Annotated in this window: 15 protein-coding genes; 9 read left to right on the forward strand and 6 right to left on the reverse strand. The window is 57.3% G+C overall.

The genetic code is table 11. The features are described 5' to 3' along the window. The first annotated feature begins 183 nt into the window (after positions 1-183). Positions 184-1,050 (forward strand): FkbM family methyltransferase, encoded by an 867-nt coding sequence (locus ASG72_RS04115; RefSeq protein ID WP_056709291.1) that lies wholly within the window; start codon positions 184-186, stop codon positions 1,048-1,050. An 18-nt stretch (positions 1,051-1,068) separates the two neighbouring features. After that, positions 1,069-2,394, forward strand: a complete 1,326-nt coding sequence (locus tag ASG72_RS04120) for a glycosyltransferase family 1 protein (protein ID WP_082540060.1) — start codon at positions 1,069-1,071, stop codon at positions 2,392-2,394. A 66-nt stretch (positions 2,395-2,460) separates the two neighbouring features. Here ASG72_RS04120 and cysN read toward each other — a convergent pair whose 3' ends face one another. After that, positions 2,461-4,362, reverse strand: a complete 1,902-nt coding sequence (gene cysN / locus ASG72_RS04125; protein ID WP_056709294.1) for a sulfate adenylyltransferase subunit CysN — start codon at positions 4,360-4,362, stop codon at positions 2,461-2,463. Then, positions 4,362-5,285, reverse strand: coding sequence for a sulfate adenylyltransferase subunit CysD (gene cysD, locus ASG72_RS04130; protein WP_280137738.1), 924 nt, complete (start codon positions 5,283-5,285; stop codon positions 4,362-4,364). The genes cysN and cysD overlap by 1 nt, the downstream gene beginning before the upstream one ends. Before the next feature lie 314 nt (positions 5,286-5,599). Here cysD and ASG72_RS04135 point away from each other — a divergent pair, with 314 nt between their 5' ends. From ASG72_RS04135 to ASG72_RS04150, 4 genes are all read left to right on the forward strand, one after another. Then, on the forward strand, positions 5,600-7,030 hold the full coding sequence (locus ASG72_RS04135) for a cytochrome P450 (protein WP_082540061.1): 1,431 nt from the start codon (positions 5,600-5,602) through the stop codon (positions 7,028-7,030). A 4-nt stretch (positions 7,031-7,034) separates the two neighbouring features. Continuing rightward, on the forward strand, positions 7,035-7,892 hold the full coding sequence (locus ASG72_RS04140) for a lysophospholipid acyltransferase family protein (protein ID WP_056709296.1): 858 nt from the start codon (positions 7,035-7,037) through the stop codon (positions 7,890-7,892). Between the two features lie 24 nt (positions 7,893-7,916). Then, entirely contained in the window at positions 7,917-8,768 is an 852-nt protein-coding gene (locus ASG72_RS04145; protein WP_056709298.1) for an SDR family oxidoreductase, read from the forward strand. Between the two features lie 175 nt (positions 8,769-8,943). After that, positions 8,944-9,741: a hypothetical protein gene (locus ASG72_RS04150; protein WP_056709301.1), complete on the forward strand. Its 798-nt coding sequence runs from the start codon at positions 8,944-8,946 to the stop codon at positions 9,739-9,741. Here the strand turns inward: ASG72_RS04150 and ASG72_RS20565 are convergent. Then, positions 9,704-10,735: a hypothetical protein gene (locus ASG72_RS20565; RefSeq protein ID WP_156395785.1), complete on the reverse strand. Its 1,032-nt coding sequence runs from the start codon at positions 10,733-10,735 to the stop codon at positions 9,704-9,706. The genes ASG72_RS04150 and ASG72_RS20565 overlap by 38 nt on opposite strands. 300 nt (positions 10,736-11,035) lie before the next feature. Here ASG72_RS20565 and ASG72_RS04155 point away from each other — a divergent pair, with 300 nt between their 5' ends. Beyond that, positions 11,036-12,196, forward strand: a complete 1,161-nt coding sequence (locus ASG72_RS04155) for a polysaccharide biosynthesis/export family protein (protein WP_056709303.1) — start codon at positions 11,036-11,038, stop codon at positions 12,194-12,196. Between the two features lie 128 nt (positions 12,197-12,324). On the opposite strand, the gene ASG72_RS04160 is transcribed toward ASG72_RS04155, so the two are convergent. The 3 genes from ASG72_RS04160 to ASG72_RS04170 are packed head-to-tail and all read right to left on the reverse strand — an operon-like array spanning position 12,325 to position 15,255. Then, on the reverse strand, positions 12,325-13,317 hold the full coding sequence (locus tag ASG72_RS04160) for a hypothetical protein (RefSeq protein WP_056709306.1): 993 nt from the start codon (positions 13,315-13,317) through the stop codon (positions 12,325-12,327). A gap of 20 nt (positions 13,318-13,337) precedes the next feature. After that, positions 13,338-14,051, reverse strand: a complete 714-nt coding sequence (locus ASG72_RS04165) for an ATP-binding cassette domain-containing protein (protein WP_244488686.1) — start codon at positions 14,049-14,051, stop codon at positions 13,338-13,340. 10 nt (positions 14,052-14,061) lie between these two features. Continuing rightward, a complete protein-coding gene (locus ASG72_RS04170) occupies positions 14,062-15,255 on the reverse strand; it encodes a capsule biosynthesis protein (protein WP_156395786.1) in 1,194 nt (397 codons plus the stop codon). A 366-nt stretch (positions 15,256-15,621) separates the two neighbouring features. Between ASG72_RS04170 and ASG72_RS20570 the strand changes: the two genes are divergently transcribed. Beyond that, entirely contained in the window at positions 15,622-16,665 is a 1,044-nt protein-coding gene (locus tag ASG72_RS20570) for a capsule biosynthesis protein (protein ID WP_156395787.1), read from the forward strand. Beyond that, positions 16,652-17,458, forward strand: a complete 807-nt coding sequence (locus ASG72_RS20190; RefSeq protein WP_156395788.1) for an ABC transporter permease — start codon at positions 16,652-16,654, stop codon at positions 17,456-17,458. Before ASG72_RS20570 ends, ASG72_RS20190 begins: the two co-directional genes overlap by 14 nt. The last annotated feature ends 34 nt before the right edge of the window (positions 17,459-17,492 follow it).

Here is a 17,492-nt window from a genome sequence, read left to right on the forward strand (position 1 = left end):
CTGCAGCCTGTCGGCTCCAGCTCAAAAGCCGAAATGACCTGGGTGACGCAAAGGCTAGTCGATTCAGACGCGTCCGATCTCGCAGCGGGTCACGTATATCGCTAAATCTCTCGTTTTGAAGCGTGCTTTGAGATTTATCTTCTCCGCGTGGGTTAGTGCTCGACCTAGCCGACCGCCAAATGGATGAGTGCCTTCGATATGTTGGATGTTACCGCCGCGCAGCTCGGTATGATGACTAGAGAGGATGCCGAGCGCGAGATTCGTAGCCGGGTCCAGACGGTGCCCTTGGGCGACGGCGTTATTCTCTCCCGCGTCCTGGGAAGCCATAAGATGCTCTTGCGCGCCAGCGATCGCGGTTTTTCTCGGCATGTGATGTTCGATGGCTACTGGGAAAGTTGGCTAACCATCTTCTGTGCGCGGACGCTGCAGCCCGGCATGGTCGCCTTCGATGTCGGAGCCAATCTTGGTTATTATACGCTGCTGTTTGCGGATCGGGTTGGACCGACCGGAAAAGTCATAGCTATCGAGCCAAATCCTGCGACATTTGATTTGCTGCAGGAGACGGTGGCGCTAAATGGATTCGATCGCACCGTCACATTGGTGCAAGCCGCGGCAAGCGATTGCTCTCAGGAAGCGTTGGAGCTGTTTGTCCCCTTCGGCGAGCCCAAAAATGCCACCGTCGCCTTCGACGGAGGAGCACGCCCGGCCGAATTGCGTGTGAGCGTCCCAGGCGTGTCCATCGATCATTTAACCGCCGGATTGGAGCGGGTGGACTTTCTCAAGATTGATGTTGAGGGGGCGGAGCCAGGCGTGCTGCGCGGGATGATGGGGACCATTGCACGCTTCAAGCCTACGATTGTGCTCGAGTTTAATGCTGCCCGTTATGAGGATCCCGCAGCGATTCTCCAGCAAATGTTGGCGGTATACGGATCGGTCGGCGAAATTGATTTTGACGGCGCCTGCGGCGCGGCTGACCCTGCAGATATCTTGAGCACGCGGATGGGCGAGGACCGGCTGCTGTGCTTCCCCGGCTTGAGCGTCGACATTTAGGACAAGGATCGCCAGTCGGTGTCAAAAAGCATCCTGTTAGAGGCGCATGCGCTCACCCTTAAACAGGGAACCGGGATCGCGACCTATGCGCGAAACTTGGCGAAAACCGCGAGCAATGCCGGGTACCGGACCGAATTGCTGGTCGGCATTGACCGACCGATCAATCGCCGGGATCCGCTTCTGGCCGAGGTCACGTTGTATGACGCAAGCAAGCCTCCGAGCTTTGATCCCATCAGGGCCGCTAGTCGCGCGCTCGACTGGGCGATTGGCATGCCTGCTGGGGCTCGCGCACAGCTGCTACCGTCGCAACGTATCGTGCTCGACCCTAGCTCGGGTTCCACTTTAGCGCGTCCGCAGCCAACGAGGGGGGCCTTACGCCTTGAAGAGCGGGCATTCCTTCACTTCAACCGCCATGGTCGGCGCATGTCTATTAAGTCGGACGGCCATCATGATCTGTTTCACGCAACGCGGCCGATTCCGTTGGCCGTCAAAGGTGCTGCCAACGTATACACCATCCACGACATCGTGCCGCTGCGGCTTCCCTATTCGACCCTCGACAACAAGCGATATTTCTATCGTGTGATCAAGGATATCGTCAGGAAGGCCGACCACATCGTGACCGTTTCTGAGTTCACGAAGCGCGATGTGATGGATGTTTTCGATATTCCTGAAAGTCGAATTTCTAACACTTGGCAAGCGGTTGCTATCGAAAAATCGTTTCTCGATCTCAACGACGATGAAGTGGCAAACATTATCGCCCATCGATATGGTCTGCAATTTAGAGAGTACTTTCTGTTCTTGGGCGCAATCGAGCCAAAAAAGAATGTGAGCCGGATGGTAGAAGCCTTCGCTGCGTCCGGCACCAAGCGACCGCTCGTGCTTGTCGGCGGGCTTGGCTGGCAATACGATCGAGACGTCGAAACCCTCAACGACGAACGTTTTCAGAGCTGGCGTTTCGATGGGGAGCGCATCCGGGCCGAGCGCAGTGTTCAGCGCCTGCCGTACGTACCTCTCGCCTCACTAATGGCACTGATCCGCGGCGCCAGGGCAGTGTTGTTTCCGTCGCTTTATGAGGGATTTGGCTTGCCGGTCCTTGAGGCAATGATGCTGGGCACGCCGACCATCACCTCCAATACGAGTTCGCTACCGGAGGTCGCAGGCGGTGCCGCGATGCTCGTCGACCCTTATAAGACGGAAAGCATCCGGGACGCGATTAAGACGATCGATGCGGATGCGGACCTGCGCGTGGAACTTGCAACGCGCGGCAAGGAGCGGGCCGCCTTCTTCTCGCCTGAGCGCTATAGCGAGCGGATGGCTGCTGTTTACGATGGCCTGCTGAAATGACGTCGTCGCTCCTGGTATACGCAGCCTTGCTGCCGCAGATTGCGCAAGGCGCCAGCCAAGTCTCACTTATTTCAGGAAGCCACCGCCCCTGAGATACGCGACGATACGGTCGGCCATTGCGTCGACGGTTTCCGTTTGTCCATCCGCATTGAGATGGATCTCTGGCGTTTGTGGAGGCTCATACGGGCTATCAATGCCGGTGAAATTTCGAATGGCGCCGGCGCGGGCGCTCTTATAGAGCCCTTTGGGATCGCGCTGTTCGGCAACAGCGAGCGGAGCATCGACGAAAATCTCGATGAATTCGCCAGGTTCGAGAATCTCGCGCGCCAGTTGCCGCTCGGCCCTGAAAGGCGAGATAAACGACGCCAGCACAATCAGACCCGCATCGACAAACAGTTTAGCGATTTCCGCCGCGCGCCGAATATTCTCGACGCGGTCGGCTGTCGTGAAGCCCAGGTTGCGATTGACGCCGTGCCGGAGATTATCGCCATCCAGAAGGTAGGTGTGGCACCCAAGCGCAAACAGCCGTTGCTCGACAAGGTTTGCGATGGTCGATTTGCCCGCACCCGAAAGACCTGTGAACCAGAGCACAGCCGGTCGGTGGCCCTTGGCTCTCATACGCTGGCGCTTGTTGATATCAACGGCCTGCCAATTGATATTCGTCGCGCGCCTGAGCGCGAAATCGATCATGCCGGCGCCGACCGTTTGATTGGTCATGCGATCGATCAAGATGAAGCTTCCCGTGGTTCGATTGACCGCATACGGGTCGAATGCGAGCGGCTCATGGGTTGAGATGTTGGCTACCGCAATGTCGTTCAGTGCCAGCTGCTTAGCGGCAAGCTTCTGGAAATTGTCGGCATCAATCCTGTGCTTGATCTCGGTCACGCTGGCGAGGACGGTCTTGCTCGCGCATTTCAACAGGAGGGGCCTGCCCGGCAGCAGCGCCTCTTCATGCATCCAAATAATGTGAGCTGCGAATTGGTCGGCTACATCCGGGCGGCCATCGGCGCCGCTGAGAAGGTCGCCGCGGGAGATGTCGATCTCATCATCAAGCACGAGCGTGACGGCCTCGCCGCGGGCCGCACGGGTTTTGTCACCGTCGAAGGTCGAGATCTTCCGAATCGTCGACTTGCGGCCCGACAGACAGGCCACGACCGCGTCACCCACGGCGATCTGGCCGTCGGCGATGGTGCCGCTAAAACCCCTGAAATCGAGATCAGGGCGATTGACCCATTGAACGGGAAACCTGAACGGGCGCTGTTGCAGACCCGGTTCGACTTCGACGGCCTCGAGATAATCCAGGAGAGCGGGGCCAACATACCAAGCCAGCGCCTCCGTTCGGCTCGTCACCATAGCGCCGAAACGAGCCGAGATCGGGATCGCTTGCATAGTGTCGAATTGCAGCTCCCGAGCAAACGCTCGGTAGTCTGCGACAATCTCGTCGAAGACTTCCTGCGAATGTCCCACGAGATCGATTTTGTTGACCGCCAGCACAACGTGGCGGATCCCGAGCAGGGAGGCGATGAAGGAATGGCGCCGCGTCTGGGTCAAAATCCCTTTGCGCGCATCGACCAATATGACGGCAAGATCGGCGTTGGAGGCCCCTGTCGCCATATTGCGGGTATACTGCACATGACCAGGCGCGTCGGCGACAATGATTTTGCGGATGGGGGTCGTAAAGAAGCGGTAGGCAACGTCGATCGTGATGCCTTGCTCGCGCTCAGCGTCCAACCCGTCCAGCAAGAGCGCGAAATCGATCTCATCCCCAGCCGAACCGTGCTTTCGCGAATCCCGTTCGAGCGCGGCTAGTTGATCATCAAAAAGCAGCTTGGAGTCATAGAGAAGCCGCCCGATCAGGGTCGATTTTCCATCGTCGACCGAGCCGCATGTGATGACACGAAGGAGCGCCTTGGCTCCACCCTTTCCATCACCATTGACCGAGCGCCTCTGATCGCTTGCGGCTTCCATTAGAAATAGCCCTCGCGCTTCTTTTTCTCCATCGATCCCGCTTCGTCGTGATCGATCAGCCGGCCCGAACGCTCGGACGTTCGCGCCATCAGCATCTCCTCAATGATGGCGGGAAGCGTCGCGGCCGAGGATGGAAGTGCGGCGGTGAGGGGGTAGCATCCCAATGTTCGAAACCGCACGCTGCGGAGTTCAGGTTGTTCACCAGGCTCAAGCGGCAGGCGGTCATCATCGACAAGAATCAGCTGGCCTTCGCGCGAAACGACCGGGCGCGGGGCGGCAAAATACAGCGGCACGATTTCAATATTTTCGCGCAGGATGTATTGCCAGATATCGAGTTCGGTCCAATTCGACAGCGGAAAGACGCGGATCGATTCGCCTTTGTGAATGCGGGTATTGAAGAGATTCCACAACTCCGGACGCTGATTTTTGGGCTCCCACCCATGGGTCTGGGTCCGAAAGGAAAATATCCGTTCCTTCGCGCGGCTTTTTTCCTCGTCTCGTCGCGCACCGCCGAAAGCGGCGTCGAAGCCGTGGGAGGTCAGAGCCTGCTTGAGTGCATCCGTCTTCATGATGGTGGTGTAGAGGGACGATCCATGGCTGAACGGCGTGACGCCTGCCGATTGCCCCTCGACGTTGGTATGGATCAGCATCTCCATGCCCGCCGTCGCCGCGACCGTGTCGCGAAACGCGATCATCTCGCGAAATTTCCAGCCGGTATCGATATGCAGGAGCGGAAAAGGCGGCTTGGACGGATGAAACGCCTTGGCTGCCAAATGCAGCATGACCGATGAGTCTTTGCCGATCGAATACAGCATGACGGGATTGCTGAACTCGGCTGCGACCTCACGCATGATGTGGATCGATTCGGCTTCGAGTTCATCGAGATAGGTCATCGGTTCCCATTCGCGCTTGCCGCCGGCCAGATCCAACCAGCTCTTATCAATTCTCGCTTCTGACCGCGCTGCCGGAGCAAAGCAGCGCTTGGCCGCCCCGCATTAACAGACTGCTTTTGTCGAGTGTCGCTATCGCCGGCGTTCATTCAGATTGCAATCGGGATGAGACGCGACAGATCGAACCGACATACCCGTCTGCCATTCGCGCCTCGCGGTTTCGCCCCTGCGGCTATCTGGCATTCAACGGCCGATGCTGTATTGGTCGTGCACCCATGACCAACCGCTTATCCGCAGCTAAAACTTCTGAACGTGGTCCGGCGCCCAGATCGGCCGGACTTTGGAATATGATCACGTCGGCCATGTATGAGCCTGCACAGGTGGTCGAGCGCCATGAACCTGGGGCCTTCATCCCTTGCCATCCGGAACCCCGCGCGCAAGATCCCAATCTTTTTCAGATCATTTTGGGTGCACGGCATAGCCTGATCGACAACTGGATTGCAGATTATTACCGCTCCGGTCTCGACAGCTTCCGAGTCTTGCGACGCCAGATCGTGTTCGTGAACTCGCCTGAACACATCAAATACGTCCTGGTCACGCGGCACGATAATTTCGAGCGCAAGAGCCCTCAGATGAGGCGCGCACTTGAGGCGCTGCTAGGTGATGGCCTCTTCATCAGCGATGGCGACATCTGGAAAAAACGGAGGCCGCTGGTCGCCGATATCGTCCACAAGCGCCGCGTTCCCGAGTTTGGCGCCACGATGGAGGACGCCGCGCTAGCGCTCGCAAAGGATTGGGCGGCGCTAGCCGATGATACCGAGATTGAGTTGACGAGCGAGATGGCTCAATTGACCGCGATGATCATCGCGCGCGCCGTCTTCGGAAAAGGCCTCAGCCGCTCGTCCGCCGAGCAGGTCATTACAGGCTTCACCGCCTACCAGCGTGCAACCGATTCGTTCAATCTTGGATATTTCCTCGGGTGGGACGATGGCTGGAGTTCATCAGGGGGGAGCGGGAAACGCCAGGCTATCGTGATGGTCCACGAGGTCATCGACAGTGTGATCAACGCGCATCTCGCCGGCGAAGGCGACGCAGGCTCGATGGTTGATCTGCTTATCCGTCGCAACCAGCGCAGCGCGGGGTCGGAACTTGATTTGACCGCCCTGCGTAATGAGGCCGCGACAATCTTCATGGCGGGCCACGAGACGACGGCTACGACGCTGACATGGGCCTGGTATCTTCTAGCTAATGCTCCCTGGGTGACAGAGCGAGTGCATGCGGAAATTAAGGCGGCGTGTGGTGCGCGTCCTCCCGCGCTGGCGGACCTGCCTCAGCTTCCGTGGTGTCGTGCGGTGATCCAGGAGACGTTGCGCTTGTACCCGCCGGTCCCGCTTTTGCCGCGACAGGCGCTCGCAGCCGATCGGATCGGGCATATCGAGGTTGAGAAATCGGCGCTTGTGATGATCGCTCCGTGGCTGCTGCATCGATCGGCCGATCTATGGGACAAGCCCAATAATTTCCTGCCAGAGCGCTTCCTTGAGGGCAAAAAGATCAACCCCTTTGCCTATATCCCGTTCGCGGTTGGGCCTCGTATTTGCCCGGGAATGAATTTTGGCCAGGACGAAGCGGCGCTGTGCTTGGCGATCCTTGCGCAACAATTCGAGGTCATTCCCCGCCCTGGCTACAGGGTGTCTCCCGTCTGCCGCCTGACCCTGCGTCCAGACGGGGGCCTGCCCGCAACCGTGAAGCGGCGCTCCGACCCCCCGGCCCACAATTAACGGAATGGACGGCATGCGCGTTTGGGAAGCGGTTTTGCATCGCGTCATGCGATACCTGCCGATCGAGGTCACCTCCGCGATCGGCGGGTTCATTGTACGGATGAACGTCCGGTTCAATCGGACCAGCATCGCCAGCAACGCGCGCCGCAACGTCAGGCGACATGACCCCGAGGCTTCGGAGGCCCAAGTCAACCGCATCGTTTGGCGTTTTTTGGATAACGTCGGCCGGTTGATGGCCGAGTTCTCGGTTCTGGATAAACTCATCCCTGCGCACAGGGTGACCTTTTCCGGCGGCGAGGCGGCCTCGCAACGGGTGGGGCAGATGCCCACGATCGCGCTGGTTCTGCATCTGGGCAATTGGGAGGTGCTTGGACCGGGCTTGCAGAAACTCGGAGTCCCGGTGGCGACGTTCTACGAGCCGCCGCCAGACATCTTTCACAGGAAGGTTGCCGAGGATACCCGACGCGGGTTTGGGATGCGTCTGCTAACGCCCGATCGCCACGGCGTCCACGACGCCTTGGCATTGCTGAAAGCCAACGGGACCGTCGCAATCTTTCCCGATGAAGCGCGGCGCGGCCGAACGATGGCTCCCCTCTTTGGCCGCCCGCCACATGATCGCGGTAACCTAGCGATTGCCGCAAAGCTTGCGCGACGGACGGGTGCCCAAATCATCGTAACCTATAGCCGCAGGATCAAAGGAGCGCGTTTCCAATTGCGCTTCGAACCGCCGGTTTCGCTGCCGGTGGGCGCCAAAAATCTCCTGGACGATATAACGTTTCTCAACTCTCAGATCGAGCCGATCATCCTGCGTAATCTCGACCAATGGTATTATTTAGATGACTCGATTGAGCCGCTTGTTTGATCGGAGTGGTTGGGCGGACATCGAATGACCGCCATATTCAGAAAGCGGCTTATGGGCGAGAGCGGATCAAAGATCGCCGTTATTTCAGGCGGATCGAGCGGCATTGGCCTTGCCTGCGCTCGTCAACTGCTAAGCAGGGATTATGATGTCGTCCTGCTTGCGCGCGATCCCGAGCGGCTACGCCAGGCTAAGATTGCGCTTGAGCAGGAGTTCAAGGCTGCCGTCAACATTTGTCCCGTCGATGTCGATGACGGTGAGGCGTGCGCTGCCGCAATCGCGACGATCATGGATCGCCACGGCCGCATCGATTGGCTGATCACATCGGCGGGAATCGTCGAACCCGGCATGTTCCTCGATCTCGATCTAGCGGCGCACCAGGCCCAGATGCGAACGAATTATTTCGGCACGCTCCATCTTGTCCAGGCGGCAGCCCGCGTCATGATGGGTCGACCCGGCAGCAAGATCACCATGATCGCCTCGGCGGCCGCTTTCGTTGGAATCATCGGCTATTCTGGCTATGCGCCGGGCAAATTTGCCGTGCGTGCTCTGGGCGAGGTGTTGCGTCTCGAACTCGAGCCGCACGGGATCTCAGTCAGCGTAGCCTTCCCCCCCGACACCGATACACCGCAACTCCACCGGGAGAATTTGACCCGGCCGCTGGCGACACGCCTGATTTCCCAAGGTGGCGGCGTAATGTCCGCTACAGAGGTAGCCGAGCGTATCATCCGCCAGGCCGAAGCCGGGCGTTTTCTGCTCGCGCCCTCGCCGGTGATCGCGCTGCTGGCATGGTCTCACAGCTTCTACGCCCCGATCTTTGCTTGGCAGCAGCGGCGCATACTCAGGCGGGTGACGCACACACGAACCGATCGGAGCTAGCCAAGATCGGCGCATGGGCTAGCCCGACATTGAATAAAATGCACCTTCGATCGAGAAAAGCCCGTCTTGCGCAAATCCACAAGCTGGTTTCCAGGTGCATTGCGTTCAAGCGTCCCAGTCAATATTCAAACCAATGGCATCTGAAGCAGGATGACCCGTCTCCACGGGACAGCGCATGATCTATATTTGCTATGGTATAACCAAATCCGCGAGCACTTTCTTATACCAACTCACCGAGGAGGTGTTCGCTGTCGCTGGTCGAAAGCCCCGCAAACTTGGCCCCCCATACAGGCGGCAAGGCTCGCTCGACAATTATTTCGACGTCGTTGACGACGCGTTAGTGCGTGAGTTAGCGGACCTCGTCGGTGATGATGATATCGTACTTAAGACCCACGGCCCTCCACGGGGGAACATCGCCGCCCTGATTGCATCGGGCGCTGTTTTGGCGAACGCTTCGATCCGCGACCCGCGCGAAATTGCGCTATCGATGCTCGACCATGGCCGACGCGCTAAGCGCTGGAAAGACGTGCCCTTTGCGGAGTTCCAAAGCCTGGAGGATACGCTGCCCGCGATCGAAAACCAGATCGGGTATTTCAACGCCTGGGCTGAAATTCCAGGGGTGCATGTGTTCTTGTACAACGACATCTGTTTCGATAGCCGGTCGGTCGTCAGGCGATTGGCTTCTCAGATCGGCGTCGAGATCGATCCTGATCAGGTCCTCAAGACGTTCATCGGCAACAAAGCCATCGGGCAATTCAGCAAGGGCAAGGCGCTGAGACACAGCGAGTTGCACCAAGACGACCATATGGTCTTCCTGGAGCGCTTCGCTGACCTTTATCGCAGCTATGCATTCGACACGCCACGCGCCGTTGAGATAGCTGAGCAGCAGCAAGGCAAAGTCCTGCGTGCGCGCGGTCAACTCGCCATCAACCTCATCAATCTGAGGCGTCGGTTTCGCTTCCTGAATTGGTGATCATTCTGCGCCACGCTGTATCAGCGAACGGCAGGGGGCCTGTCGCCGCAGAGCGCTTCCGCTCACGGGTCAGCACATCAAGCGGCCCTGGCCAATGAAAATCGGCCGGGGTCCAAGCAGGCTCCTGCCGGGTTAAATTGGTCCACATTCGACAATCCGTCATCACCCAGTTGCCGTCAGGTGGCGTTGAATAAGCGATCGCAGGACAGCGCCTGGAGCGAAGAAGCCGCTCCGCCTGATCAGCAACACCCTTTTGTAGGGTGCGGCTGCTCTCCTCCCAACGTTCCCAGCGATATAGCCCCAGCCCCTGACCGAAAAAGAATCGTTCAAGATGGTCTGCTGTTCGAATTGAACCGCGCCCAAAATGCTCCGAGATGATGCTGTCGACAGCTTTCTCCATTCTTTGTTGGCGTGTGCCGTCTAGGATGAGAAGCTGAACGCCAATATTCTCACGACGATAGCGCGTATAGGATTGCGCGAAGCCGGCTGGGCAGCCATTGGGGCTGCGGGCCATCGCGAGCGATACCACCTGCTCGCGCCACACGCCTGTGACCGCGTCCGCTCCGAAAAACAGCCAACTCTTGAAGCGCTTCAGCCCGCTATCGGAGCTTTTGCACGCCGGCGACACAAACCACTGATATCCGGCGCCGCCATCCTCGGTCATGACACCATAGGCCGCACCATCGATAAGCTGCACGACCTGACCACCATCACCTTGGCCGGCGTCAAAATGACGGAACCTGCGGACATGATCGCCGAAATCGGCGAGATGCCCGACGACAGGGTTCGTGCCTGCGCTCAGCAAGACCGCGTCGTTTGCGAGATAGCCCGTTGGGATCGAGCGCGGATCGTCTTGACCTGGCCAATCGAATTTACGCCAGGATAACGCATCGCTCGCTTTCGATACCCCGCCCTCACAGGCACGAGCATCAGCGCCGAAACGAGGGGCGCCATCTTCCGACGTCTCGATACATTGGGCCAGGAACGCCACCATTTGCCGATTGCTCAGCGCACTCGCACTGCTCGCCCCCAACCAGCCCAACCCTACAGCGCCGAGTATCACCAGCGTCGCTGCGACGGTCGCAATCCGGATGGCTCTCCCCCTCCGGGGGTGTCCCCGTGGAGTCGTAGGTCTTTCCGCTTTGATAATCATCTTGGCCATTTGTCGCCGCAATTAGCGGGCTCAGCGATGCGGTAAGTCCACAGTTAACACGCCTCGAACGGTTTGGGAGGCATTTGCTCTTCCAATACGTGAGCGTTCGATGCTAGGTCCGCCTTGCGTCTGGAGGAATGGATGGCAAGGCTAGGCATTGTCTCGATTGTTGCGTTGGCTTTTGCGGGCGGGTGCTCCGGGTTGCCATCGAGCGGCCCTTCAACTAGCGACCTCACGCGTGAGGCTCAGGACGACCAGACACGTCAATATGAGGTTATTGACCTATCGACTGCTGTTCTGGCGAGCCTAAACCAGCGCCACGGCGAGAGCTTTGCTGGACGTTTCGGAGATTATCGCGCAGCGCCCGAGTCCCGCATTGGCGTGGGCGATTTCGTCGCAGTCACGATCTGGGAAGCTGGCGCCGGCGGATTGTTTTCCGCCCCTTTGACGACAGATCGGTTTTCGCCCGGCTCGCGGACGGCGACCATTCCCGAACAGGCTGTCGCCCGCGACGGTTCGATCAGCGTACCCTACGCAGGGCGCATAGTGGTCGCTGGAAAAACGTCAGCCCAGGTTCAAGCAGCGATCGAAGAACGGCTGGCAGGCAAAGCGATCCAGCCCCAGATCCTTGTGACCGTTAGCCGACCGATCAGCAATACGGTCGCTGTGACCGGCGAGGTAGCCCAGGGCGGGCGGATCCCACTCTCGACCAAGGGTGATCGCATCCTCGAGGTCATAGCCACTGCAGGCGGCATCCGCGCGCCTGTTAACGAGACTGAGATCAGACTGTCGCGCGGGAACACCACTGTTGCCGTCCCGATGGGGGTGGTAGTCGCCAATCCTAGAGAGAACATCTTTTTGCGAGGCGGTGACTCTTTGACGCTGGTCAGGAATCAACGGACATTCACCGCTGCCGGCGCCACTGGCCGAAATGCTGAAATCCCCTTCGAAAGCGATAGCGTCACGCTGGCCCAGGCCATGGCCAAAGCCGGTGGGTTGCTTGACTACCGCGCCGATCCGGAAGGCGTCTTTTTATACCGGCTCGAAGATGCCGAGACGCTGCGTCGAATCAGGCCGAACAGTTCGCTCCTCCGTTATGGCCCGCGTGTCCCTGTCATCTATCGTCTGAACCTGCGTGAACCGAGCGGACATTTCTTAGCCCAGGGACTGCGTATGCAGAACCGCGATGTCCTTTACGTTTCGAACGCTCCGCTGACCGATGTCCAGAAAGCCTTCTCGATCTTCCAGGCGCTCACAGGCCCTGCGGTACAGGGTGCTGGTATCGCGTCAGGATTCCGCTGACGTCACATCCTGTTCGCGGCGCATTAGACGCCGTCGGGCTGAGGGGGTACCGAATTGATGCAGATCCATCGGCGGCAGGCACCGCCGCCATTCCTGAGCCAGTGAGCCTAAAGTCGGTCGCCGGGATTTCAATTTTTGGCAGCTGTCCAAGTGAGTTCGACCTGGCCCAGAGCGATTCGCCCCTCGATAGCACCCTCCTCAGTCCGAACATGCAGTTCAACGGGGTGTTCGGGTTCGGTGACGCTGAAGTTAAACCGCGCCGAGAATATCCCCTCCTGGCGGGCTCGGAAATTGGCCTCTCCGAGCAAACCGGGACCGTAGGCGGCCACCTTCATTGGCAAGCCCACGGCGTCCTTTGAGAAGCCAAGTGTTAATTTGGCCTGCCACCTGCCCTCCGCAAGATGAAAGTACGGCCCGTAATATAGGACGCGGGAAGCGCCGGTCGCTTCGGTGACGAGAGGAGCTTCCTCGTTTGGTTTATCGCCTGAATAGAAGACGCGATGCGGCCATATGGATTTCAGAGGCACGGAGGGATCATGAAAATGACCAATCGCGTTGCCCAAAACCAGAGTCGCGATGCTTTCATCGGCCTCGGAAAATTGCGAACCGTCAATCTTGAACCGATTTGGCGGGCCGATACTGCGTTCGATCTCAACAGCGGCCTCTCCTGGAACGCTGATACGGAAATGACGTGCTATCGCCGCGATCACCGTGCTGGCATTTAATGCCGGCGCTTGATCAATCATCAAAATATTTCGCCGCCCTCTGAGAGGCTGCATCAGCGCCAAACTGCACCCTACGGTTCTCAAAGCTTCGGCAACCGTACTGCCGTGTTTCGTCATTTGATAGGCTGTCGCTTCAACGGGCGACGTCGTGAAGAAAACGCCTAAGCTTTTCTCGGGCAAACACTTATCGCTCAGCGCACGGCTCGGGAAATATGCATTTGCGATGGCCGATTGACTGTCGAGACGATGCACCGGGTCAAACCGGTCGAACCAAATGGTCTCGATCCCGCCGTGCTCGAGCTCCACGATCCGCCGCAGAGCCTCAAATCCCCACACGCTGAACTGGCTCGGCATTCCCAAGGCAAGAAATATCATATCAACGACGATAGCCTGCAATCATGACGTCTGAGCGGCAATCACAGCGTCGCATAGATGCTGCAAGCCAGGTCGAGGTCATAGAAAACGCGACCACGGCCGTTTTTCAGGACAAGCGCCGAACTACAAAATTCCTTCGCAAATTCCATCGAGTGGATGGCCATCAGCATGGCGCAGTCCTTTCCTCGGCGCACAAACTCGTCGTGACTGCGCTGTTGGAAACGCCTGTCACCAACAAGGATAACTTCGTCAATCAGGTAGCATTCGAAATTGATGGCGAGCGATAGTCCAAATGCCAAACGGGCCCGCATGCCGTCGGAATAATATCTGGTTTGGGTAAAGAGTTGACTGCCTAACTCGGTGAAGTCCGCGACATACTCGACCAGATCCTTTAGCGGTGCGTCATACAGTTTGGCGATAAACCGGCAATTGTCATATCCGGTCATTTGCCCCTCAAAGGCACCGCCCAAGCCGAGCGGCCACGACATGTTCAAGCCGCGATGAATTTTCCCAGATGTCGGTCGCTCGACACCTGCGAGAAGGCTGATCAGGGTCGATTTCCCAGCACCGTTGCGCCCCAGGATGGCCATCCGCTCGCCCATCCGCACGGAAAACGAAATATCATCTAGAACTCGGCGTGGCCCGTGTTCGGTATGGAATTCCTTGACAACGTTCTCCGCGCGGATCGAACGCTCGGAAATTTGGTCAGCCAAAACGATGCCCCGCATGGGCTCCAAAGCGAATGAAGTGGTCATCTCAACAAGCTCACGGCTGGTGCTCTCGGACGTTTGCAATCAGGGAGCTCAGAATTGTGTAAGCTGCGAAGCTCAAGGCCATCGAGATAGCGATCCACATGATGCGTTTAGGCTGGGCGGGGTAGTCACTTGCACGCGGCTCGACAACCCGCTCGAGGTAGATCTGCTGGCGCTGCGCCTCCATACGAGCATTCTCGAGGGACGCCAGCGCGGAGGCCAGCGTTCGGTCGGCAAATTCGCGTTCGAGAATCAGTCGCTCGTAATCGGCAATAAGCGGTGCCAGTGCCTGTGCCGTACCACCAATCCGACGCTTCTCCTCCACAATCTGAAGTTCAAGCGCCTGCATGCGGTTCCGCAGATTAGCAATCTGTGGCCCCTGTGGGGCGCTTCGCAGCATCTCCGACAATTGTGCATTCACCTGGGCGAGCTCGAAGGAAAGTTTCCCGATTGTCTCCAGTAAAGAAGCCGATGTTTTAGCGGGATCAACGGTGCCTACCTTCGTGCGGAAGGCTGTCAGCTCTTCCCGTCGCGCGAATGCTCGCTCCTTAGCAGACGCAACCTCGCGCTCGGCGGCCGCAATCGTGTCGCGACGCGCACGGTCATTCAGTCGATTGACCAAGGCTTCGGCCCCATCGATCAAGGTCGTCGCCATTTTAACGGAATCATCAGGTCGAAAGGCCTGAACCGTTAGCTTGCTAATGCCTGTCGAACTATCCTGCTTGATATCGATGAATTTAAGATAATGTTCGAAAAGCTTCTCCTGCAGATCGCCGGAAAAAATGTTGGGAAACCGCCAAAGGAAATCTGCCTCGGGGCGGGAGAACATGCCGCGAAGATCTGCGGAATTGACGAGCAGCGTCATTGCATCGCGAGATTTGATAAACTCATGCAAGGCGCTCGCTTCATCGTCAGCTCGCGCCGTGCCCGTTGTCTGGATGAGACTGGTCAGCTGGTCGACACTGGCGCGACTCGGGCTACGCACGACAAATTGCGCTTCCGTGGTAAAGCGATCAGCCGCGATCAAGCCGAAATATATGACTGCCAACAGGCTTGGGAGCACAAAAATCCCCAAAAAAAAGCGATTTCGCTGCAGCCAACCTGCTCGTCGGTCAAACGCTGCATCGATCGCCTTTATTCCGCCTGCCCGCACTGGGACAAGCTCAATGTAATTAGGAGTTGCTTCTGGTTGGGGTACAGGGGCCATCCTCGACTTCTACTCTCCGCTTCGGAATGATAGATAGCAGCTTAGCTGGCAGACAGGAACATAATCGCCAATGCCGACCCTCGAAGCGACGAGTCGCGCTATGCCTGCGGCAAGCTCAAAGCGCGAAACGATCAACGGCAGGACGCCATGAGAGAGCGCTTGTACCAACTGTCTCGCCGTCTGCAGCCCGGGTGGCATTCTTACAGACAATCTGCGCACGTTGGCCGCCCTGGGTCGACGTTGCCGGACCGGGGTCCCGAACCTCTTCCTAAGCCTATCGAACGAATTCGTACGTCGGGGACTACGCTTTGGCGATGGACGCGGGCGAAGCTCTTTTTTGGGGTAGTCGTTCTCCTTCCCTCGGCGTTGGCATCAGCCTATTTTGGGTTTGTTGCTTCAGACCGTTTCGTTTCAGAATCATCATTTGTCGTCCGGTCGGCCAAACAGCCTTTAGCAGGAGGGTTGGGCAGCCTGCTGCAGATGACCGGCATTTCACGCTCACAGGACGACGCATATTCCGTTCAGGAATACATCTTGTCCCGCGACGCGGTCGCAGCTTTGTCGCATCGCCTCAATTTGCGGGATATTTTCGCGCGTCCTGGAGCGGACTTTATCGCCCGCTTTCCAAGCCCCATTTCGGGGGATACCGATGAGGAACTGTTTTTACATTATAAGAGGATGGTCGAGACTACTCACGTCTCCACAACAGGCATAACCACGTTGCGTGTCCAAGCCTTTCGCCCGGACGATGCGCTTGCCATCAACCGGGCACTTCTCACGCTCGGCGAAGAGTTGGTGAACCGGATGAACACACGCATCCGTGAAGATTCTGTTCGGTTTGCTGAAGGCGAAGTCAGCCGCGCGCAAGATCGGCTCGTCGAGACGCAAATTAAGATCACCGAATTTCGCAACAGAGAATTAATGCTGGACCCTAGCAAGAGTTCACTCCTCGTCGCTGAACTGATTGGACGCCTATCTGCTGAGTTGGCGGCGGTGACAGCTCAGTTGCGAGAAGTAGAGGCGGCGTCCCCCAACTCGCCACAGATTCCAGGGCTTCGGCGTCGAGCTGAGGCACTCGAGGGTCAAGTTGCACTGGAGCGTCAACGGGTGTCAAACTCCTCTGATGGCCTCGCCAGTAAGATTGCTGATTTCGAGCGACTGAGCCTCGAGCGAGATTTTTCGGTAAAAGCTCTCGCGTCATCTGTGACCAGCCTAGAACTCGCGCGCAATGAGGCTAGACGCCAACTATTGTATCTCGAGCGAGTTGTTGAGCCTCACGCAGCGGACTACTCGGCAGAGCCACAGCGTCTAAGGATGACCTTGATTATCTGTATGGCATCCATTCTTGTTTTCTTTATCGGGTGGCTCTTTTCTGCGGGAATTAAGGAGCATAGCGTTGCCGGCCACTGAATTTTCAAAAAGCCCGCAGCAGGCTTCAATTTTTAGATCTATTGCGATCCAGTCGCGCACCATGAGTGCGTTGGCTGTTCGGTTTATTATGACCCGGTACGGGCGTGAGAATATAGGGTTTCTATGGCTTATTCTCGAGCCAATGCTACTCTGTGTAGGCGTCATGGCGCTTTGGTCGATTTTGAAAGGAGGATATGAACATGGTGTCCAGATTATTGCGATCGTATTTACGGGTTACATGCCGTTAACGCTACTGAGACATTTGTCGAATTCTGGAATTTTTATTTTGCGGTCTTCTAAAAATACTTTGATACATCGGAATATTACTTACTACGATAATTTAATATCTCGTTTTTGTATGGAATTTTTAGCAACTTCGGCGGCCGCGTTAGTGATTTATGCGGTGCTTATAATCTTTCGCTTTGTTGAACCCGCGCATGATTTTGGTATGATTCTGGCTGGCTGGTTGTTAATGGGCTGTATTGCGTCTGCGATGGGTTGTCTTTACGCAGGCCTTTCTGAGCTTTCCGAACCTATTGAAAAATTTATGCCCGCTTTTAATTATCTTATGCTACCGTTGTCGGGATGTTTTTTTATGGTGAATTGGCTTCCATTCGAAGCTCAACAGTTAGTGCTATACATCCCGCTCGTTCATGCCTTTGAAGCGATACGCGCCGGAATGTTTGGCCCATCAATCATCACGCACTATTCCTTGTCTTATGGATTTGGTTGCGCGCTTATTATCGCCAGTTCCGGTATTCTGCTGATTAACTGGGTCCGCGACCGAGTATAATCTAGGAGGCCTGACGTTGCCCCTCTGAGATAAT

The sequence above is a fragment of the Allobosea sp. Leaf344 genome, assembly GCF_001426225.1.
Lineage (GTDB): Bacteria > Pseudomonadota > Alphaproteobacteria > Rhizobiales > Beijerinckiaceae > Allobosea.

Excerpts from the sequence above, each read along its gene's own strand:
- ASG72_RS04115 (WP_056709291.1), top strand. The coding sequence starts at position 184 with ATGAGTGCCTTCGATATGTTGGATGTTACCGCCGCGCAGCTCGGTATG.
- cysN (WP_056709294.1), bottom strand. The coding sequence starts at position 4,362 with ATGGAAGCCGCAAGCGATCAGAGGCGCTCGGTCAATGGTGATGGAAAG.
- ASG72_RS04135 (WP_082540061.1), top strand. The coding sequence starts at position 5,600 with ATGATCACGTCGGCCATGTATGAGCCTGCACAGGTGGTCGAGCGCCAT.
- ASG72_RS04140 (WP_056709296.1), top strand. The coding sequence starts at position 7,035 with ATGGACGGCATGCGCGTTTGGGAAGCGGTTTTGCATCGCGTCATGCGA.
- ASG72_RS04145 (WP_056709298.1), top strand. The coding sequence starts at position 7,917 with ATGACCGCCATATTCAGAAAGCGGCTTATGGGCGAGAGCGGATCAAAG.
- ASG72_RS04150 (WP_056709301.1), top strand. The coding sequence starts at position 8,944 with ATGATCTATATTTGCTATGGTATAACCAAATCCGCGAGCACTTTCTTA.
- ASG72_RS20565 (WP_156395785.1), bottom strand. The coding sequence starts at position 10,735 with ATGGTGGCGTTCCTGGCCCAATGTATCGAGACGTCGGAAGATGGCGCC.
- ASG72_RS04155 (WP_056709303.1), top strand. The coding sequence starts at position 11,036 with ATGGCAAGGCTAGGCATTGTCTCGATTGTTGCGTTGGCTTTTGCGGGC.
- ASG72_RS04165 (WP_244488686.1), bottom strand. The coding sequence starts at position 14,051 with ATGACCACTTCATTCGCTTTGGAGCCCATGCGGGGCATCGTTTTGGCT.
- ASG72_RS04170 (WP_156395786.1), bottom strand. The coding sequence starts at position 15,255 with ATGGCCCCTGTACCCCAACCAGAAGCAACTCCTAATTACATTGAGCTT.